This window comes from Streptomyces sp. NPDC001816, from assembly GCF_042892235.1.
In the GTDB taxonomy this organism is placed as follows: Bacteria; Actinomycetota; Actinomycetes; order Streptomycetales; family Streptomycetaceae; genus Streptomyces.
Map to the genome: position 1 here is coordinate 862,773 of NZ_JBIATY010000001.1, position 18,985 is coordinate 881,757.

At 69.5% G+C, this 18,985-nt stretch carries 16 protein-coding genes; 7 read left to right on the forward strand and 9 right to left on the reverse strand.

Features of this window, described 5'->3' with window-relative positions; translation table 11 throughout:
- Nucleotides 1-29: 29 nt before the first annotated feature.
- From ACFYZZ_RS03925 to ACFYZZ_RS03945, 5 genes are read right to left on the reverse strand one after another with little or no spacing between them, the layout of a single operon-like run.
- A complete protein-coding gene (locus ACFYZZ_RS03925) occupies nucleotides 30-377 on the reverse strand; it encodes a DoxX family protein (protein ID WP_389171176.1) in 348 nt (115 codons plus the stop codon).
- Nucleotides 374-2,407, reverse strand: coding sequence for an acetoacetate--CoA ligase (locus tag ACFYZZ_RS03930; RefSeq protein ID WP_389171178.1), 2,034 nt, complete (start codon nucleotides 2,405-2,407; stop codon nucleotides 374-376). Before ACFYZZ_RS03930 ends, ACFYZZ_RS03925 begins: the two co-directional genes overlap by 4 nt.
- A gap of 16 nt (nucleotides 2,408-2,423) precedes the next feature.
- Nucleotides 2,424-4,025 carry a bifunctional 3-(3-hydroxy-phenyl)propionate/3-hydroxycinnamic acid hydroxylase gene (locus tag ACFYZZ_RS03935; RefSeq protein ID WP_389171181.1) on the reverse strand — a complete coding sequence of 534 codons (1,602 nt, stop codon included), beginning with the start codon at nucleotides 4,023-4,025 and terminating at the stop codon, nucleotides 2,424-2,426.
- Complete coding sequence (locus ACFYZZ_RS03940; RefSeq protein WP_389171184.1) at nucleotides 4,022-4,960, reverse strand: fumarylacetoacetate hydrolase family protein; 939 nt, start codon at nucleotides 4,958-4,960, stop codon at nucleotides 4,022-4,024. Before ACFYZZ_RS03940 ends, ACFYZZ_RS03935 begins: the two co-directional genes overlap by 4 nt.
- Complete coding sequence (locus tag ACFYZZ_RS03945; RefSeq protein ID WP_389171187.1) at nucleotides 4,957-6,102, reverse strand: VOC family protein; 1,146 nt, start codon at nucleotides 6,100-6,102, stop codon at nucleotides 4,957-4,959. The genes ACFYZZ_RS03940 and ACFYZZ_RS03945 overlap by 4 nt, the downstream gene beginning before the upstream one ends.
- 138 nt (nucleotides 6,103-6,240) lie before the next feature.
- Here ACFYZZ_RS03945 and ACFYZZ_RS03950 point away from each other — a divergent pair, with 138 nt between their 5' ends.
- Complete coding sequence (locus ACFYZZ_RS03950; RefSeq protein ID WP_389171190.1) at nucleotides 6,241-6,879, forward strand: TetR/AcrR family transcriptional regulator; 639 nt, start codon at nucleotides 6,241-6,243, stop codon at nucleotides 6,877-6,879.
- Here the strand turns inward: ACFYZZ_RS03950 and ACFYZZ_RS03955 are convergent.
- The 3 genes from ACFYZZ_RS03955 to ACFYZZ_RS03965 form a co-directional block, all read right to left on the reverse strand.
- Entirely contained in the window at nucleotides 6,845-7,495 is a 651-nt protein-coding gene (locus ACFYZZ_RS03955; RefSeq protein ID WP_389171193.1) for a TetR/AcrR family transcriptional regulator, read from the reverse strand. The two genes, ACFYZZ_RS03950 and ACFYZZ_RS03955, sit on opposite strands and share 35 nt — an antisense overlap.
- 108 nt (nucleotides 7,496-7,603) lie before the next feature.
- Nucleotides 7,604-8,650 (reverse strand): zinc-binding dehydrogenase, encoded by a 1,047-nt coding sequence (locus ACFYZZ_RS03960; RefSeq protein ID WP_389171196.1) that lies wholly within the window; start codon nucleotides 8,648-8,650, stop codon nucleotides 7,604-7,606.
- Nucleotides 8,651-8,809: 159 nt separating this feature from the next.
- A complete protein-coding gene (locus ACFYZZ_RS03965) occupies nucleotides 8,810-12,031 on the reverse strand; it encodes a cytochrome P450 (RefSeq protein ID WP_389171199.1) in 3,222 nt (1,073 codons plus the stop codon).
- 248 nt (nucleotides 12,032-12,279) lie between these two features.
- Here ACFYZZ_RS03965 and ACFYZZ_RS03970 point away from each other — a divergent pair, with 248 nt between their 5' ends.
- The 6 genes from ACFYZZ_RS03970 to ACFYZZ_RS03995 all read left to right on the forward strand — a co-directional run bounded on the left by ACFYZZ_RS03970 (nucleotide 12,280) and on the right by ACFYZZ_RS03995 (nucleotide 17,843).
- On the forward strand, nucleotides 12,280-12,933 hold the full coding sequence (locus tag ACFYZZ_RS03970; RefSeq protein ID WP_389171201.1) for a TetR/AcrR family transcriptional regulator: 654 nt from the start codon (nucleotides 12,280-12,282) through the stop codon (nucleotides 12,931-12,933).
- Nucleotides 12,934-13,220: 287 nt separating this feature from the next.
- Nucleotides 13,221-14,729: an MFS transporter gene (locus tag ACFYZZ_RS03975; RefSeq protein WP_389171204.1), complete on the forward strand. Its 1,509-nt coding sequence runs from the start codon at nucleotides 13,221-13,223 to the stop codon at nucleotides 14,727-14,729.
- Nucleotides 14,730-14,966: 237 nt separating this feature from the next.
- Entirely contained in the window at nucleotides 14,967-15,251 is a 285-nt protein-coding gene (locus ACFYZZ_RS03980; RefSeq protein ID WP_389172004.1) for a hypothetical protein, read from the forward strand.
- The gene (locus ACFYZZ_RS03985) at nucleotides 15,224-15,448 is read left to right on the forward strand and encodes a TetR-like C-terminal domain-containing protein (RefSeq protein ID WP_389171207.1); all 225 of its coding nucleotides are present in this window, start codon (nucleotides 15,224-15,226) and stop codon (nucleotides 15,446-15,448) included. Before ACFYZZ_RS03980 ends, ACFYZZ_RS03985 begins: the two co-directional genes overlap by 28 nt.
- A 957-nt stretch (nucleotides 15,449-16,405) precedes the next feature.
- Nucleotides 16,406-17,473, forward strand: a complete 1,068-nt coding sequence (locus tag ACFYZZ_RS03990; RefSeq protein WP_389171209.1) for a S1 family peptidase — start codon at nucleotides 16,406-16,408, stop codon at nucleotides 17,471-17,473.
- A 34-nt stretch (nucleotides 17,474-17,507) separates the two neighbouring features.
- Nucleotides 17,508-17,843 carry a hypothetical protein gene (locus ACFYZZ_RS03995; RefSeq protein WP_389171212.1) on the forward strand — a complete coding sequence of 112 codons (336 nt, stop codon included), beginning with the start codon at nucleotides 17,508-17,510 and terminating at the stop codon, nucleotides 17,841-17,843.
- Nucleotides 17,844-18,225: 382 nt separating this feature from the next.
- Here ACFYZZ_RS03995 and ACFYZZ_RS04000 read toward each other — a convergent pair whose 3' ends face one another.
- Entirely contained in the window at nucleotides 18,226-18,633 is a 408-nt protein-coding gene (locus ACFYZZ_RS04000; protein ID WP_389171214.1) for an SsgA family sporulation/cell division regulator, read from the reverse strand.
- Nucleotides 18,634-18,985 lie beyond the last annotated feature (352 nt).

Genomic DNA, 18,985 nt, shown 5'->3' on the forward strand with positions numbered 1-18,985 from the left:
AGTGGAGGCCGACAGTCTCCCGGAACGGGTCAGAGGCCGGCGAGGAGTACGAGATACCAGGCGACCAAAGCAGCGCATGTCACCGCGGGGAGGAGTTTGGTCAGCCCGTCGCCCTTGCGTACGTGCGTTGTCACGGCACCGGCGAGCAGCATCAGCAGTCCGATACCGGCCAGCCCGCCGCACAGCGGTACGACCGGGCCGAGGGCCACGCCGATGGCGCCCGCCAGCTCCAGGCCGCCGATGACCCGGTAGGCCGCGGTGGTGAAGCCGGCGTGGGCGCCGAGCTCGGGCATCGGACCCAGGGCCAGGATCTTGGCCGCGCCCAGCAGGGCGAAGATCAACGCGATGAGACAGGTCAGCGAGGCGGAGAGGATCACGAGGCGCCTTCGGGGGTGTGCGGACGACGGGCTTGGCGGCGTTCGGCTCCCAGGCCCGCGAAGCGGGCGATCAGGTCGGGGTTGTCGACCGCGGAGGGGTTGAGGACCTGCTCGGCGGGTGCGCCCTGGAGGAGGCGCTTGACCGGGACCTCGAGCTTCTTGCCGGTCTTCGTGTGCGGGATGGCCGGTACGGCGAGGATCTCGTCGGGGACGTGGCGGGGTGAGGCGCCGGTGCGGATCGCGTCGCGGATCTTCTCGCACAGGGACTCGTCCAGACCGACCCCGTCGGCGAGGACCACGAAGAGCGGCATCCAGTAGCCGCCGTCGGGTTCCTCCGCACCGATGACGAGGGCCTCGGCGATCTCGGGGAGGCGTTCGACGATGTCGTGGATGTCGGCGCTGCCCAGGCGTACGCCGTTGCGGTTGAGCGTGGCGTCGGAGCGTCCGTGCACGATCACCGAGCCGTGGGAGGTGAGAGTGATCCAGTCGCCGTGCCGCCACACGCCCGGGTAGGCGCCGAAGTAGGCGCCGCGGTAGCGGCTGCCGTCGGGGTCGTTCCAGAAGTACAGCGGCATCGACGGCATGGGCCGGGTGACGACCAGTTCGCCGACCTGGTCGACGACCGGCCGTCCCGCGCCGTCGTACGCCGCGAGCGCCACGCCGAGGTTGGGGGCCGACAGCTCACCCGCCCACACCGGGGTGGTGGGGGCGCTGCCGGCGAAGGCGGAGACGACGTCGGTGCCGCCGCTGGTGGAGGCCAACTGGATACCGGCGCCCACGTGGTCGCGGACCCAGCGGTAGGCGGAGGCGGGCAGGGTGGAGCCGGTGCTGCCGATGGCGCGGACGGCCGACAGGTCGTGCACGGAGGGTTCGATGCCCAGCTTGGCCATGGCCAGCAGGTACTGGGGGCTGGTACCGAAGACGGTGACCTTGTGGCGGGCCGCCAGCTCCCACAGGACGTCCGGGCGCGCCACCGGCGCGGGGCTGCCGTCGTAGGTGCAGGTGGTGGCGCCGGTCAGCAGGGTGGAGACGACGAGGTTCCACATCATCCAGTGGGTGGTGGTGTACCACAGCAGGCGGTCGCCGACGCCCAGGTCGCTGTGCAGGCCCAGGGTCTTGAGGTGCTCCAGCAGGACGCCGCCGTGGCCGTGGACAATGCCCTTGGGCAGGCCGGTGGTGCCGGAGGAGAACACGACCCACAGCGGGTGGTCGAACGGGACCGGCGTGATGGCGAGGTACTCGGTGCGGGTGGCCGCGTCCTCCCAGGGCACCGTCAGCGCCGAGTGTCCGCCCTCAGGCCACGCGAGGCCCACGTGGTCCACGAGCACCGTGGCCTTCAGCGTCGGCAGGGCGGCGGCCAGCTCGAGCGAGGCGGTACGACGGTCGTGCGTGGTCCCGTTGAAGAGGTAGCCGTCGGCCGTGACGAGCACCGTCGGTTCCAGCTGGGTGAAACGGTCGGCGGCAGCCTTGGGCGCGTAGTCCTGGCCGCACACCGACCACACCGCGCCCAGGCTGGCCGTGGCGAGGAAGGCGATGACGGCATGGGGGGTGTTGGGCAGGTAGCCGACCACCCGGTCGCCCTGTACGACGCCCAGGTCGCGCAGTGTGGCGGCGACCGAGGCGACCCGGGCGCGCAGCTGTCGTCCCGTGATCTCGTAGGCGGCTCCCGTCTCGTCCAACGCGGTGATCGCGGGCGCGTCCGGGTGCAGGTTGCGCAGGGCGTGGTGGGCGTAGTTGAGGGTGGCGCCGGGGAACCAGCGGGCGCCGGGCATGGTCTCCTCGGCCAGCACCCGCTCGTACGGTGTGGTGGCGTCGATGTCGAAGTACTCCCACACCGCGGCCCAGAAGCCTTCCAGGTCGGTGACGGACCAGTGGTGCAGGGCCTGGTAGTCGGTGGGGTCCTGGATGCCGTCGGCGCCCTGGTGACGGGCGGCCCAGCGGGCGAAGTCCGCGATGCGGCTGCCGGCGGCCGCTTGGGGGTCGGGCGGAAGGAAGGGCTCCGGACAAGGCGTGGCGTGCGGGGTGGTCATGGTGTGGTGTTCCTCGTCAGGGTGCGGGCGGGGCTTCGGCGGGGCGGCGGGCCGTGTGCAGCAGGGGAGCCCAGGCGGCGGCGTCGGTGAAGTGGCCGGTGCCGGTGGGGACGGTGTCCAGTACGACGCGGTCGGGGCGCAGCAGGGCGGCGTCGGCCCGGCCGCGTGCCATCCAGGCGGCCAGGGTGCCGTCGTCGTCCAGGTCGTCGACATGGATCACGGAGGCGTCCAGGGCCGTGGCCACGCCCGTCATGCGCGGGGTGGGCGGCACAGCGGTCAGGAGGGCGAAGGAGTCCCCGAGGGTGTCGTCGAGGCGCTCTCGCCTGCCGTCGTACAGCACCCAATGTTGTGGGCAGAAGGTGCCGGCCAGTGAACGGCCGGTCAGCCGGGGGCGGCGTCGTACCAGCGGATTGGCGGTCAGTGCGGGGCTGAGGTCGCGGCTCACCGCCGCGGTCACGCCGGGGATGCGGCATGCCGCGCCCACCACGGCCCGTCGGAGGGCCGCACCGCGGTCCTGTCCCCCGGTCATGGCCCAGCCGACGGCGACCGCTACACGGATCACGTGGCGGGCGTGCGGCTTGCGCTCCTGCTGGTAGGTGTCCAGCAGACGGTCGTCCGCGCCCTGCTGAAGGACGCGGGCGAGTTTCCAGGTGAGGTTGCGGGCGTCGCGCAGGCCCGCGCACAGGCCCTGCCCGATGAAGGGCGGGGTGAGGTGGGCCGCGTCGCCCAGCAGGAAGACGCGTCCCCGGCGCCACCGGTCGGCGAGGCGGGCCCGGAAGGTGTACCGCGCCTGCCGGATCACCTCGAAGTCGTCGCCCCCGTGGGCAGCGGACGGCAGGTCGACCCAGGGGGCGACCAGCTCGTGCAGCTGCTCCAGCCCCTCCGGGCCGTCCGTGGACTCGCCCTCGGCCAGCCGGAACTCCCAGCGGTAGCGGTCCTCGCCGACTCGCATGAAGGTGGCCGGCCGGGTGGGGCAGCAGATCTGCTCGGCGCCTTCCCAGGTGCGCACCGGGAGGCTGGTGCGTACGTCGATGACCCGCCAGCTCTCCTCGAAGTGCAGGTCCTCCCACACGGCACCGATGGTGTCGCGGGTGAGGCTGCCGGCGCCGTCGCAGCCGAGGACGGCGTCGGCCCACACGTGCTCGTCCTCGTCGCTGCCGTTGCTGCGGAAGGTGACCCGGACCGGAGCCGTTCCGTCGGTGTCCTGGTTGACGGACACGACCTCCACCCCGCCCCGCAGCTCGCACTCGGGGCGACGGGCCAGGGCGTCGCGCAGCAGCCGTTCCAGCTCCGGCTGGTCGAACATGCTGGTCTGGGGGAAGCCGTGGTGGCCGTGCAGGGACCGCGGGAACTCGGCGATCACGCGGCGCCGGGCGTCCAGCAGCCGCAACCCGGGCGCCGGCCGGGCGAGGGCGGCGAACTCCTCGTGGACACCTACGCTCTGCAGGATCCGGCGAACCTCGTCGTCCACGACGACGGCACGCGGCAGGGGGTAGACGTCCCGGTGACGTTCGAGGAGCAGGCTGCGCACCCCGTACCGGGCGAGCAGGAGCGCGGCCGTGACTCCGACGGGTCCCGCACCGATGATGACCACCGGCCTCCGGGATGCGGCGCTCACGTCGCGTCCGCCACAGCGGTCCGCTGCTCGCCCAGGTCGATGCGCCCGTCGGGGGTGGCGATGGTGGCGGTGACGAGGTCACCGTTCTGCAGGTAGTGGGGGTTCTTGGCCTGGCCCTTGAAGAACGCCTTCCACTTCAGTGCGGGCGGCAGCAGGGCAGCGATCTTCTCGACCGGCTTGGGCGGGGCCTTCAGGGCGGTGCCGCCGGGGGTGCCGGTGAGCAGCAGGTCGCCCGGGTCGAGGGTCTGGAAGCGGGCGAGCAGGGTGAGCGCCTGCGCCGGTCGTACGATCATGTCGGCGAGCGTGCGGTCCTGACGCGGAACGCCGTTGACGTTCAGCCGCAGCCGCAGGTTCAGCAGATGGGCGAAGTCCTCGGGCTCCAGCAGGGCCAGGTACGGGCCCGTCGGCGTGAAGGTCGGGTACGACTTGCTCTCGTAGAACTGGGTCTTGGTCAACTGGACGTCGCGGGCGCTGACGTCATTGGTCAGGACCAGGCCGGCGACGTAGCGCGGGAGGTCCTGCTCCTCGACGACGGTGCCCACCGGCAGGGGCGCGCCCATGACGAGGCCGAGTTCCACCTCGTAGTCGAGGAACCTCACGTGCGACGGGCGGACGATCGTGTCGTGGGAACCGCTGACCGAGCCGGACGCCTTGCGGAAGAAGGTGGGCGGGATGTCGCCGGTGAAACCGGAATCCTTGGCGTGGCTGCGGTAGTTGACCATCTGGGCGACCACCCGGCAGGGGGTGGTGACCGGGGGCAGCGCGACCAGGTCGACGACGGGCGTGCCGCTGTCGGTGGAGGCGGCGGCCTCGCGGACCGCGTCCCGGTCGGCGAGCAGCTCGGCGGTGGTGACGGCCTTGGTCTCGATGCGGACGGCGCGCTCGTCACGGACGACCCACCAGCCGTCGGAGGTGCGCAGAACGTTGGTGCTCATGAGCTCATCGCTTTCATCAGGCCCAGCAGGCGTGCGGGGTCGAGTTCGTTGTCGCCGCGCAGGGCCGACATGACCTCGCGCAGCTTGGCCGGGGACGGGTTCGTGCCCAGGAAGTCGCGGGTGACCGGCGGGCCCCACTGGGCCAGGCCGCTCGCCGACATCGGCGCCCACCCGGGTTCGAGGTCGCAGGAGAACAGGTCGCCGTCGGCGAAGTGCTCCAGCATGAAGTGATCGGGGTCGCGCCAGTAGTCGAAGAGCTGGCTGCCCTGGATGTGCCGGCCGATGCCCCAGCTGCGCTTGTAGCCGCGCTCGGCGAGGTACTCGCCGCCGGCCGCGATCGCGTCCAGGTCGGTGACCTGGTAGGCGGAGTGGACGTACCCGGTGCCGGGACCCAGGTGCAGGGCCAGCGTGTGGTGATCGACGGCCACACTCCCCTGGTCACAGCGGATGAACGCCATGGTGGGCCCGCGCTGGCGCTGCCCGTCCAGGAACAGGAAGTCGGACACGATCAGCCCGAGGGTGTCCAGGTACCAGTCCAGGGTTCGGATGAACGACCGGGTCTCCAGCACCACATGTCCGAGGCGTTGAATGCGCGACGGCTCGCGCGGGGGTCGCTGGGTGGTGTTCGTACGACGGTGGTCCGTGCCGAAGTTCAGGATCAGCGGCTCCTGCTCGGGCAGCGCGGGCAGCTGCTCGTTGCGGTACACGACGCGGACCGGGAGGCCGGAGGGGTCGAGCAGGGAGACCGACTTCCCTCCGCCGGGCACGTTGATGTCCCGGACGGTGTTGCCGGTGGCTGCGGCCAGCCGGTCGAGGTCGGTGCGCTCGGCCGCGCGGAACGCCGGTCCTACGAAGCGGGACGCATGCCCACGCCGGATGACCATGCAGGGTGGGCCGGCGAAAGTGCCGCGCAGCCACAGCGCCTCCTCGGTGCGGGCGGCGATCGCGAACCCGAAGTCACGGGCGAACACCTCGGCTCGATCCAGGTCGGGCTTCTCGAACTCCAACCAGGCCAGGTCCGCCACCTTGATCACGGGATTCCGGGCTCGTCCGGGGTGTTCACCGCGTAGGGCGCCCTGCTCACTGTGGAGGTCTTGGTGGGGCGTCAGAGGACCGCCCTTGTTAACGGGGATGTGGGACATGGTGTCCTCCAAGCAACACTGCCGTAATGAGGAAATCATCAACTCTGCCGTTTCCCTCCGTCAATAGGTGCAGCCCAAATAATTGAGGATCTCATCAGTAATGGCAGTGTCATCGTTGCGGTGGTTACACTGGGCCGTATGCCGACGTCAGCCCCGCCCAAGAACCGCTTCGAACGGCGCCGTGCCGAGACCCGCCAGGCGCTCGTCCGCGCGGCCCGGCAGATCCTCGCGGAAACCGGGGACACGAGCGCAAGCATCCAGGCCATCGCCGAGCGCGCCGATGTCGGATTCGGGTCCTTCTACAACCACTTCGAGTCGAAGACGGAGCTGTTCGACGCGGCGGTGACGGACGCCCTGGAGGAGTTCGGGCAGGTCATCGACGCGCGCGTGGAAGGCATCGACGACCCGGCCGAGCTGGTCGCGGCCGGCTTCCGGCTCACCGCGCGGATGGCCGACTCCCACCCGGAACTCATGCGAATCCTGCGCGACCGTGGTCTGGCCTACATCCACTCCGACAGCGGCCTCGCCCCACGCGCCCTGCGCGACCTGGAGATCGGCATCGCCTCAGGCCGTTTCACCTGCGGCAACGCGACCACCGCCCTGTCGGCCCTGGGCGGCACCCTGCTGTCCCTGGTGGCTCTCCGGCTGGACCGCCCGGACCTCGACGGCGACGAGGCCGCCTCCGACCTGGCCGAGATGGTCCTGCGCATGCTCGGCCTCGCTGCGGACGACGCCCACGAGGTCACCCGTCGCCCGCTGCCCGATCTCGCCCGATGACCTCCTGCACCTGAAGCGCGGCCCTCTGTGGTGCTACGCCGGCGGCGACGAGGAACGCGGTTGCCGCGGCCTCACCCGTGGGGTCGGTCCACGGGCGTGCGGCGTTCTCCTCGGCGAGGGCCAGCATGAGTGCCTCCAGTGCTTGGGCGAGCACGGGTGCTGGAAGGTGGTCCGCGAAGACGCCTTCGCGCTGACCACGTCGTAGGGTTGCGACGGCTTCTGCGCGGGCCGGTGCCAGGGTGGTGCGGATCTCGTCCTCTCCCAGATGGCGCCGTCCCAAGGTGATGAGCATGCGGTAGTGGTCGCCCACTGTCCATGTCGCCAGCACCATCCGTGTCATCGTTTCCATCGGGTCGGCATCCGTGGTCCGCGCCGCGGCGAACGCTTGCCGGAGCTCATGGCCTGCTTCCCGCGCCAGGTCGGCGATCAGCGCATGCCGGCTGGGGAAGTGTCCGTAGAGGGTGCGCCGGGCGACGCCGGCCGTCTGAGCGATGCTGTCGAGACTCGCGTCGGGGTCGTCGCGCAGTTTCTGCCGGGCGGTCGCGAGTATGCGCCTGTGGTTGGAGTGAGCGTCCTTGCGCTGCGGAGTATGGCCCAGGGCGTCGGGCGTCTGCATGGTTCTGTCTCTCCACGGTTGCCGGAAAGCCGTGGGCGCCGGTGCTCCCTCACGCACCGGCGCCCACTCACCCCTGCCCAGGGTGGCTTGTTGTCCTGCTGACGGGCGTCAGGGGACGAGGATGAGGCGGATGGGGTCGCCGATCTTGTTCTCCAGTCGGTGGACGGCGTCGGCGGCTTCGATGAGCGGGATGTGGTCGGTGATGGAGGGGGCCAGGTCGAGGCGGCCGGCTGCGGTCAGCTGCACCAGCTCGGAGACGGACTCGGGGAAGCCGCCGTAGTGGCCGCGCACCTGCTTCTGCAGGTAGTTGAAGGTCAGGCCCTCGGTGATGGTCAGTGGCCGGGGTGTGATGCCCACCAGGATGAGGGAGCCGCCCAGGCCGAGCACGGAGGCGGCCTGGTCGCGGACGGCGGGTACGCCGGCGCAGTCGAAGGCGAAGTCGAGGCCGCGTCCGTCGGTGGCTGCGCGTACCTGGTCGGCGAAGTCGGAGGCTGCCGGGTCGAGCGCGAGGTCCGCGCCGAAGGCCAGGGCGCGCTCGCGGGCGCTGGGCAGCGGGTCGACGGCGATGATCGGTGCGGCGCCGACCAGGCGGGCGAGGCGTACGTTGTGCGCGCCGACTCCGCCCACGCCCCAGATGCCGACGGACTGGGCGGCACGGACGCCCGCGGTGGCGACGACGGCGGCGTAGGGGGTGGAGACCGCGTCGGGGATGATCGCGGCCTGGTCGAAGGGGAGGCTGTCGGGGATGGGGATGAGGGTGTCCTCGCGGGCGATGACGTACTCGGCCCAGCCGCCGTCGTAGTCGATGCCGGCGGTGAGCATCTGGGTGCAGGGGCGGTGGCGCACGCATCCGGCGCACGTGCCGCAGGTCTTGCCGGCCTCCAGGGTGACGCGGGTGCCGACGGGCAGGCCGCGCTTGAGGTCGGGGCCGAGGGTGTGGATCACGCCGGAGACCTCGTGGCCGACGGTGATGGTGTCGGAGGTGGCGAACAGCGGGACGAGGGAGCCGTCGAGCAGGTGGACGTCGGAGAGGCAGACGCCTGCGGCCTTGACCTCGATGAGGACCTCGCCCGGGCCCGGCACGGGGATCGGGACCTCTTCCACGGCGAACTTCTTGCTGTCCAGGTGGAAGCGTCCGGCGAGCATGGTGTCCATGGTGATCTGCTTTCTGTGAGCGGCACGGCCCGGTGGTCGGGCCATGGGTGCCATGGCGTGTCTGAATGGCTGGTGGGGCCGGGAGGCGTGCGGGGGAGGCAGGACGTCCGCACGCCTCCCGGCGGCTGGGGGTCAGCGCGCCTTGACGGCGTGCGACGGTCAGGCGAAGACGTCCTGCTGGTAGCGCTCGTCCGCTTCGAGCTGGGCGAGCCACTGCTGGGCGGTCTCGTCGTCACTGCCGGTCTTCTGGCGGTGGATGGCGGCGAGTGCCTCGCGGACGGCGGGGGCCATGCGGCGGCCGTCACCGCAGACGTAGATGTACGCGCCGTCCTCGATGGCCTGCCACACCGTGTCGGCGGCACCCGCGATGGCGTTCTGCACGAACCGGGCCGGGTGGCCGGTCACCGCGGAGAAGGCGGTGTGCACCTGGGCGATGCCGGCCTGCTCCCAGTCCTGCATCTCCTGGCGGTAGAAGTAGTCGTGCTCCGGGTGGCGGCAGCCGACGAACACCTGAGACAGGCCCACCTGGGTGCCGTTCGTGTGCTGTGTCGCCCGCTCCTCCAGGAAGCCGCGTAGCGGCGCGATGCCGGTGCCGGGGCCGATGAGGATCAGTGGCGTGGCGGGGTCGGCGGGCGGGGCGAACGTGGGGGAGGGCACGCGGACGTAGCCGTAGATGGCGTCTCCGGGCTCGAGGCCGGCGATGTAGGAGGAGCAGGTGCCGCGGTACTGGCCGTCGCCGGACAGGGCCGGGCCCTCCAGCAGGCCGACGGTCAGGCGCACATGGCGCGGGTTGGCGGACGGGGCGGAGGAGATGGAGTAGAAGCGCGGACGGATGGGGCCCATCATCTCCAGGAACACCGCCAGCGGCAGCTCGACCGCCTCGAAGCGCTCCAGCAGGCCCAGCACCGAGATGCGCTTGCCGAGGATCTCCTTCTGGTAGTGCTCCTCGGCTTCCTGGGTGTCGGCGGTGTACGCCTGGAGCTGCGGCCGCGTCCACGGGCACTGGGTGTACTCGGCGAGCGTTTGGATCTGGGAGCGGGTGGCCACGTCCTGCAGCTCCAGGAACTCGGTGAGCAGGATGCCGGCGGTGACCGGGGTGCCGACCGGCAGATGCGTGCGGCCACCGGCCGGCTGGTCGAGCCGGAGCACCTGGTCGTACTCGACGCCGAGCCGCCTCAGCGCGCGCTCCACCAGGGCGAGTTCGTTCTTGGCGAAGACGGCCAGGTGGTTGCCGGTGTCGTAGGTGACGCCCTCGGGCAGCTCGAAGGTGATGGACTTCGCGGACGGGCGCGGCGGCTCGATGCTGAAGTCCCACAGGCCGGTCGCGTCGGCCACCAGTTCCTCGTTGGCGACCACGGTGAGCGGGTACGCCTGCTCGGAGACGATGGCGGGGCGCACGTCGGACTCGGTGAGCAGCTGGACCTGGTAGCGGGGGCCGCTCGCCTGGGAGGTGTCGGCGGCGTACTCCTCGGCCAGAGTGGACCACAGGGTGTTCATCCAGCGTGTGGCCATGCCGTCGAAGTCACCCGCGGCGTCCGCGATGCCGCGCTCGACGATCGGGGTGGCGCCGGCGGCCAGCAGACCTTCCTCGATCCGCTTGGGGAATGCCTGGTAGGTGGCCACCCACTGGGTGTTGCCGGCGCCCAGCAGCGCGAACCGCACGTTCGACAGGGAGCCCTCCGGCAGTCCGGCGGCGAGCAGGTCGTCGAAGCGCTGGGCGTTGTCGGGGGCCTTGCCGTTGTAGCTGGCGGCGACGACGGCGAGCAGGCCCTCGGTGGGCAGGTTGTCACCCAGCTCGTCCAGGCTCACCAGCGTGGTGCCGAACCCGGAGCGCTCACCGCGGTCGGCGATGGTGCGGGCCAGGTCCTCGCACGAGCCGAGGCTGGAGCCGTAGGCGACGGTCAGGTTCACGCCGACACCGCTGACCGCTGCCTGCGCCTGCGTGTCGCCGGTCTGCACGTCCGCAGCGCCGAAGACGGTCCGCTCGTGCTCCTGACGACGGCGGACGATCAGCTCGAAGTTGCCGGGCTTGCGCGTCAGCGCCTCCCGGGGGTCCATCTTGTAGTCGTTGGTGTCGGAGAACTTGAACTTCTGCAGCACCAGCGCGAGGGCCAGGCGGGCCTCGGTGAGCGCGAACTGGCGGCCGATGCAGGCACGTATGCCGTTGCCGAACGGCTTGTAGGCGTGCGGGTGGTGCTGGACGCGGTTCTCCGGCAGCCAGCGGTCGATGTCGAACTCGTCCGGCCGCTCCCACGCCTTGGGGTGTGTGTGCAGCGGGCCTTCCAGGATGAGGACCTTCGCACCCTTCTTCAGCTCGTAGTGGCCGCCGATGACGGTGTCCTCCCGCGCCGTCTTGCCGAACGACGGGATGGGAGCCCACAGGCGCAGGGTCTCGTCCAGGATCCGCGGGATGACGTCCAGCTGCATGATCGTGTCGTAGTCCGGGACCGTGTCACCCGGCATCAGCCGGTCCACCTCGGCGTACGCCTGGGCCAGCACGTGCGGGTTGCGCATCAGCGAGTACGTGGCGAAGGACAGCAGGCCGCTAGTGGTCTCGTGGCCGGCGATCAGGAATGTCAGAACCTGGTCGCGGACGTTGTCGTCGTACAGCCGCTTGCCGGTCTCCGGGTCGGTGGCCTCCAGCATCAGGCCCAGCAGGTCCTCCTCACCGCCGCCCTTCCCCTCGCGGCGCTCCTTGATCACGCTCTCGACCAGCTCCTGCATCAGCTGGACGTTCTCGCCGTACTTCTTGGCATCGGCCTTGCGGAGCTTGGTCATCATCGGCAGCTCCTGCGAGCGCCGCAGCGACTCCACCAGCGCGCCCAGCAGCGCGTTGAGGAAGGGGTGCAGCTCCTCCTTCTCGAAGGAGTCGAACCGGTAGCCGAACCCCGACAGGGCGATCGTGTCCAGCGTCAGCCGGGTGTAGTCGTCGGTGATGTTGACCGACTGACCCTCCTTGCGCTCCCACTTGCCCGCCAGGTTCTGGGCGATCTCCAGCATCTGCCCGAAGTACGCCTTCATGGCCCGCTGGCTGAACGCCGGCAGGAGGATCCGGTGCGCCATGCCCCATTCCTCCTCGTGCTGGTGGGCCGTGAACAGGCCCGCGCCCGCGAAGTCCCGGACATGCTGCAGCGGCGTCTTCTCGATCTGCTTGAAGAACCGCGTCTCGTCGGAGACCTCGGCTACCAGGTCCGGGTCGTAGACGAAGATCTGCTCGATACCGGCGATGTCCAGGCCGTAGATGCCCTCGGGGAACTGCTTGGACAGCTCGGCGAAGTACTCGACCGGGTTGGTGCCGGGGATCTGCGGCGTGTTGCCGAGCAGGGGGATCCCGCGCGGGGACCGGATGGGGCGAAGGTCGTTCGCGGAGTGCGTGGTCATGTCTTGCTCCTCTGCGGAGGGGGTGGAGGGGATGGGCAAGGGCGCGCTGCGCAGGTCGATGCCGTGCCGTACGAAAACATACGCCGTATGGAATTGGAACCATACGCGGTACGGAAAGTGGAGTGCAACCCCGGGAGCTCAGGTGGGGCTGTGGTGAAGCTCATTTCCATACCGTGTACGGAACTGGTACCGTACGAGGTATGGAAAAGAAAGTGAGACGTCCCCCGCGGGGAACGAGGAAGAGAGACGTGCCTCTGACGGAGGCCGGGATCTATGCCGCCGCCCTGCGGCTCATCGACGAGGACGGCGTCGAGGCGCTCACCATGCGCAAACTCGCCACCGCGCTCGACGCGAACCCGATGTCGCTGTACCACCACGTGCCGAACAAGGAAGCGGTGCTGCGTGGCGTGACAAGAATGGTCGGCGCTCAGTTTCGCACCGTGACGCTTGAGGACGCTCCCTGGCAGGAGCGCATCCGCCTGCTCGCAACAGACTTCCGGACCCTGGCGCACCGTCACCCGGAACTGATGGCCTACTCGTTCAGCCACCAGCCCGACTTCATCCAGGCCGACGACCCGTTCTGGACCGCGCTCACCGCGATCGTGGAGGCTGCCGGGGTTCCGCAGTCAGAGGTCTCGGAGATCGCGGCGCTGATGGTCGCCGTCGTCATCGGTGTCCTCGCCGCAGAACTCAACGGCGCACTCCACCAGTGGTCGACCCTCAAGCCCCACGGCCCTGAAGCCGACGAAGACGGGGCCGCGGACGCACGCCCTGGCTCTACGAGTGCGGCCCCTGAAGGCCCTGACCAGGACCACATGTTCCGCCTCGTGATGGACACGCTGATCACGGGCCTGGAAGGCCGCCTCACCGCCGGTCGTGACGGCCGGCACGCCGGCCATTGAGCCAGTCAGCTTGAGACGCTGCGCCCCAGGCACTGGCGCCTGAGGCGCGCCCGCAGTCGGGCGATCCCAGGCTGCGACACATGGGAGCCACCCCGTCACATCGGGTGAGACCGCCCGGCGGGGTGGTTCCACATCGAGCCTCTACACGGCAGCCGTATGCCGGCGCTGCACCGTGAAATGGCCATGGTCGTCGGCTTGTTCCTGGTCTCTCTCCTGAAGGGGGAGACCGTCGGCCGTTCTTTTCTCTCTTCCTCCGTCCCCCATCCGCTGTCCGGAGGGCTGCCCCCATGTCCCAGAACGCCACCGCCGCTGCTTGCGGCGCCGAGACCACACCTGAGAATGTGCCCGACCTGTCGCACCGGCGTCGCTGGTGGATTCTGTTGGTCATTTCCCTGTCGATGCTGATGGGTGTCCTCGACGGCACCATCGTGAACATCGCCCTGCCGTCCGCCCAGCACGACCTGGGCTTCTCGGACGCCGACCGGCAGTGGGTGGTCACCGCCTATGCGCTGGCCTTCGGCAGCCTGCTGCTGCTCGGCGGCCGGGTCGCGGACCTGGTCGGGCAGAAGGTGACCTTCCTGGTGGGTCTGGCCGGCTTCGCGACCGCTTCCATGGTGGGAGGCGCGGCGAACGGATTCCTCATGCTCGTCGTCGCGCGCGCAGTTCAGGGCCTGTTCGCCGCCCTGCTGGCCCCGTCGGCCCTGTCGCTCCTGATGACCACCTTCACCGAGCCGCGCGAGCGGGCGAAGGCCTTCACCGTCGCGGGCTCGATCGCCGGTGCAGGCGGAGCCATCGGCCTGATCCTGGGTGGGGTGCTGACCCAGTACCTGGACTGGCGCTGGACCATGTACGTCAACGTGATCTTCGCGGGGGTGGCGTTCGTCGGTGGCGCGGTTCTGCTGCACCGCACCCCGCGCGACACGTCCTCGAAGCTTGACGTCCTCGGCACCCTTCTCGTCTCCACCGGCCTGTTCTGCCTCGTCTACGGCTTCTCGAACGCCGAGACGCACGGCTGGGGTTCGGTTGCGACCTGGGGGATGCTGGCAGTCGGCGCCGTACTGGTGACTGTCTTCGTGTGGTGGCAGAACAGGGCGGCGTATCCGCTGCTGCCCCTGCGGGTCCTGCTGGACCGTGACCGCGGTGCCTCCTTCGCCGCCCTGTTCGTCACCGGCGCGGGCATGTTCGGCGTGTTCCTGTTCCTGACCTACTACCTGCAGCAGAGCCTCGGCTACAGCGCTCTGAACACCGGCTTCGCCTTCCTGCCCCTGATCGTGGCCTCGTCGTCCGCCTCCGCTGTGGCCAACAACGTCCTGGTGGCGCGCATAGGACCGAAGCCGGTGGTCCCGCTGGGCATGGCCATTGCGGCCGCCGGGCTGATCTGGATGACCACGCTGGACCTGAACAGCGAATACGTGACGCAGGTACTGCCCCAGCTGGTACTCGTCGGCATCGGGCTGGGCACGGTCATCGCGCCCGCGATGAGCCTGGCCACCTCCGGCGTGGCCGCGGCCGATGCCGGAGTCGCGTCCGCCGCCGTGAACACCGTCCAGCAGGTGGGTGGGTCCATCGGCGTCGCCCTGCTCAGCACGATGGCTTCCGACGCCGCCACCAACTACCTCTCCGGCCGTGACCCCGAGGACCCCGGCGTCCTGGCGCAGGCCGGTCTCGAGGGTTACTCCACTGCGTACTGGTGGTCGGCGGCCGTCTTCGTGGTGGGTCTGGTGGTGTCCGTGCTGCTGTACCGCCGGGGTGTACCCCAGCAGGACGAGAACGCTGCATCCGTCGTGCACATGTAGTGGGACAAGCAGTGCTTTGAGGGCCACCCACCTTCGAGGTGGGCGAACAGGGTCTTTGCGGCTCCCCTCCCTTGCTCAATGGATGCCCCATAGGGGCAGCGACTCGGGTTCTATCAGCGGAAGGTGTACAAGGTGGAAGATCGAACAGATCCGCGTCTATTGCGCAGTCGTGAGGCCATGGTCGCGGCGGCCACCGCGTTGCTCACGGAAGGTGGGCTGGAGGCCGTGACACATCAAATGGTTGCGACTCGTGCCGGCGTCGGCAGGGCAACCGTCTACCGGCACTGGCCGAGCCTTCTCGACCTCCGCCTGGCCGCGCTGGAGGCCGGCATGCCCCCTCTCCCTCCGGTACCCGAGGAGCTTCGGGCCGCTTCGGGCAACGATCCGCGAGCGGAGTTCATTTACCGTCTGAACGTGCTCGCCGAGCGTTGGGGCGACGAGCAATCGGGGGCCGTCCTTGCCGCGGTCCTCGGGGGCTCACGCACGACGAAGGTATGCGCCGCCTCCGGGAGTCACTGCTGAACCAGATCACCGACGCCCTGCGTCCCGCGGTTACCGCAGCCGTCGAGCGCGGCCAGCTCCGGCCCGACGTCACGCCCGAGACATTCGCCATGGCCACCGCCGGGCCGCTGTTCTTCGAGCGCTTCTTCGTCGGGAACCACCTGGGATGCGACACCGTGATCGCCGTCGTGGACGCCGCTTTGCGAGGTTGGTCCTAGGTGTAGCGGCTTGCGGCCGCGAAGCAAGCCAGGCCATCCGTCCGACAAGGTCTCCGCCCTTCAATTCTTCGCAGCGGGTTACGCCTTGGTTCCGCAGCGGCTTCGCCGACCATGTTTGCCGATGCTCTGCTCGCCTGGACGGTGTACATGGCCCCGGTCTCGTAGGGCTCCAGGAAACGCAGCGTCTGGCAGTGGCCAGGACCCTGGGCGCCAGCGTTCGGGTCGCTCGCTCCGGACCACGGACCCGCTCAGACCTCGGCGGCACCGCCTGGAACCAGTTCCTCCGCTGACCTGGGCCAGTGGCCCGTCAGGGTTCGGGGAGCGGGGCACAGCGAGCGCACGGTCGGCGTGGAAGCCGCTCACTCAAGCGAGATCTCTTCATCGGGCAGCCGCCCGTCCCAGTAGCCGTTGCCGTCCATGAGTCGAGCAGTTGAGCAGGCTCGGCCAGCACTCCGGCTGACCGCAACTCGGCCGTCGTCCACCAGCGGGCTTGCGGGGCGAGCGCGAAGCGGACAAACGGCGGCCAGACTTCTGTCGGTGGACTTCGAAAAGGCGTGAGATCAGAGCGCCGCGATGGCCTGCGGGGGCCGGCTGCGCATTCGACAGTCGACGCCAACGACCGAAAACGAGCACACGGTACCGTGGCCCGCCCCTGACCCCGGTCGTCGCCGCCACAGGACCACCGAGAGCCAGTTCCTCGGACTCGCCGTGTACGCGGCGCAGCTCTCCGACGGTTTCCTAACTGTGCCTCAACTACTGGTGGTAGCAGCTCATTTGCCGCTTCGACCGGCAGGTACGTACCAACGTGTTACGCGCGTAAATTCTGCCTCCGGCTTCTTGTTCGCCCACCGTGGGGGACGGAATACTCCCGTCCTGGAATTTGTCAGGGACACGTCGTTCGCGACGGCTCTTGTGCCGCCCTGACGGGTCTCCCCTGTCCCCACCCAGGAGGAACGAGTGAAGGTCAAGACCCCCCGCACCGCCAGACGCTCCGGGCTGATCGCCTTGGCGTCCGGGCTCCTCGCGGTGTCGCTCACCACGCCCACCGCCCAGGCCGCCCCCTCGGCCAAGGCCTCGCCCGAGGCCGCGGCCAAGCTCACCAAGACCCTCGGCACCACCTCGACGGCCGGCTCGTACTACGACGCCGAGACCAAGTCCGTGGTGGTCAACGTCACCACGCGGAAGGCCGCGGAGGCCGTCCGCGAGGCCGGTGCCGTGCCGAGGCTCGTCACCCACAACTCAGCGCAGCTGGCCAAGGCCGGCGCCGCCACCAAGGCTGCCGACATCCCCGGCACCGCCTGGGCCGTCGACCCCAGGAGCAACAAACTCGTGGTGAGCGCCGACAGCAACGTCTCGCGCGCCGACCTCGCCGAACTCAAGTCCGCCACCGCCTCCTACGGCGACGCGGTCACCGTCAGACGAGTCAGCGGCACCTTCAGGAAGCTGCTCAACGGCGGCACCGCCATCTACGCCGACGCCGGCTGGCGCTGCTCCGTCGGTTTCAACGTCCGGACCAGCAGCGGCGCCTACTACTTCCTGACCGCCGGTCACTGCACCGACGGTTACCCGAACTGGTACACCAACTCCGGCCTGAGCACCTACGTCGGCCCGACCATCGACTCCAGCTTCCCCACCAACGACTACGGTATCGTCCGCTACGACAACACCGGCGTCAGCCACCCCGGCACCGTCAACCTCTACAACGGCACCAGCCAGGACATCACGTCCGCCGCCAACGCCTACGTCGGCGAGTCGGTCAAGCGCAGCGGTTCCACCACCGGCGTGCACGGCGGGACCGTCCAAGCCCTCAACGCCACGGTCAACTACGGTGGCGGCGACGTCGTCTACGGCCTCATCCAGACCAACGTCTGCGCCGAGCCCGGCGACTCCGGCGGTTCGCTGTTCGACGGCACCAAGGCGATCGGTCTGACCTCCGGCGGCAGCGGCGACTGCACCTCCGGCGGTACGACCTTCTTCCAGCCGGTGACCGAGGCGCTGAGCGCGTACGGCGTCAGCGTGTACTAGGTCCCCCTCCCTCTCCCGAGCGTTGACGACGCACGTGACCGCCGCCCGGAAGGCGGCGGTCACACGCGGCCTGTGGGAGCGCCGTTCCGCCAACCCGCCCTACGCCTCCTGGGGGACGTCCGCGGGCGACAACGGTGAGGACAACGCCGCGCACACGCCCTGGGCCTGGGACGACGGGGACTACGGCAGCGATCTGCAGGACGGCTCGATCGCGCCTGACCCCGCGTACCCGATCTCGCAGTACTTCGCCAACACCGCGGCCCCGCACGACCACCGACTCCTCGCTGGCCACGACGTTTTCGGTCAGGACACCTTCGACCTGGTGGAACCACAGGTGTTGGAGGAGCACATCACCCACGGCCGTTCATGATCGCGGTTGTGGTGACCCTGCCTGGCCATGGCACGGAATGTGATCCAGAACCAGCTTTCGAAGACCGCCGACAGACTTCCGCTGCAGGTCGCACCACGACCACGTAAACGCCTTCAGGTGCGTCCCTGCGACAGAGCCTGCCGACGAGCGGCGAGCTACGGAGCGCGGGAAGGTGGGCAATGCGACCCAGGTAGCGGGTTGCATCCGCGCGGCTGGTCTCACCGGGGCGGGTCGGCCGCGGAGTCGCGGCGAAAATCCTGACCGAGGCCGGCTTCGGCCCGGCCGCCCTCGACGCCACGACTGCGGACATCCACTCACCATGGCGGTGAACGCCGAGGCGCAGACGTCCGTGTGCCTGCCTCAGGTCGCACCCTGACAGGACTCACCCTTCGGCGAGGAGGTGCTCCAGCAAGCGGTCGAAGTCGCTGTGGCCGAGCTCGGCCCCCCGGGGCACCACTGCCTCCGTTTCCTGCAGGAACGCCTTGAATTCCTGCGCTGGGGCCTTGAGCAGGGCCGTACCGGACGGCGGGTTGAGAAGGATGTACAAGTCGCGGCAGCCCTCCTCGCCGGTGGGCCATATGCGAACGTCTCCCTCGCCGGCGGGGCCCTCCAGGCCGTCGATCAGCAAATCGCGCCCGATGATCCATTCCACCGACTCGTCGCTGTCGACATCGGTGGTGAATGCGGCATGGACCACATAGGGATCACTCGGCTCGTACCGCAGATTCATGATCACGGGCAAGGATGTCGCCTGCACGCCGACAAGCTTCACAGGCAGCCCCTGGATCATAGTTCTCAATGACTTCATCGGGTCTTACTCCTGGTGCTTCGAGTCATCCGGGGAGGGCCATCGGAAGGGCTGTCGTCGGATTCAAAGAGGCTGCACAGAGACGCGGTTACTGCGAGGACCGGTGGCGGTCGGCACGAGGACACCCGCAGGAGCAGTTCTTCGTGCCGTCGCAAGGGCGCCCGGCCGATGGGAGCAGGCGAGGCCACTACTTTCGGCCGGGGCCATCACGGAGATGTGGCCAACGGTGGTTGCCGGACAAAGGGCGCCCGTGGTCTCAGCGATCGACGCTGTACACGCTGTCCGAGTCCGAGGAGACGCACATGACCACACAGGTGCCCCGCTCATGGGTCGG

What these genes read in the sequence shown, in the direction of transcription:
- ACFYZZ_RS03930 (WP_389171178.1), bottom strand. Translation starts at nt 2,407, where the DNA reads ATGACCACCCCGCACGCCACGCCTTGTCCGGAGCCCTTCCTTCCGCCC.
- ACFYZZ_RS03940 (WP_389171184.1), bottom strand. Translation starts at nt 4,960, where the DNA reads ATGAGCACCAACGTTCTGCGCACCTCCGACGGCTGGTGGGTCGTCCGT.
- ACFYZZ_RS03945 (WP_389171187.1), bottom strand. Translation starts at nt 6,102, where the DNA reads ATGTCCCACATCCCCGTTAACAAGGGCGGTCCTCTGACGCCCCACCAA.
- ACFYZZ_RS03950 (WP_389171190.1), top strand. Translation starts at nt 6,241, where the DNA reads ATGCCGACGTCAGCCCCGCCCAAGAACCGCTTCGAACGGCGCCGTGCC.
- ACFYZZ_RS03955 (WP_389171193.1), bottom strand. Translation starts at nt 7,495, where the DNA reads ATGCAGACGCCCGACGCCCTGGGCCATACTCCGCAGCGCAAGGACGCT.
- ACFYZZ_RS03960 (WP_389171196.1), bottom strand. Translation starts at nt 8,650, where the DNA reads ATGGACACCATGCTCGCCGGACGCTTCCACCTGGACAGCAAGAAGTTC.
- ACFYZZ_RS03965 (WP_389171199.1), bottom strand. Translation starts at nt 12,031, where the DNA reads ATGACCACGCACTCCGCGAACGACCTTCGCCCCATCCGGTCCCCGCGC.
- ACFYZZ_RS03975 (WP_389171204.1), top strand. Translation starts at nt 13,221, where the DNA reads ATGTCCCAGAACGCCACCGCCGCTGCTTGCGGCGCCGAGACCACACCT.
- ACFYZZ_RS03980 (WP_389172004.1), top strand. Translation starts at nt 14,967, where the DNA reads ATGGTTGCGACTCGTGCCGGCGTCGGCAGGGCAACCGTCTACCGGCAC.
- ACFYZZ_RS03985 (WP_389171207.1), top strand. Translation starts at nt 15,224, where the DNA reads ATGCGCCGCCTCCGGGAGTCACTGCTGAACCAGATCACCGACGCCCTG.
- ACFYZZ_RS04000 (WP_389171214.1), bottom strand. Translation starts at nt 18,633, where the DNA reads ATGATCCAGGGGCTGCCTGTGAAGCTTGTCGGCGTGCAGGCGACATCC.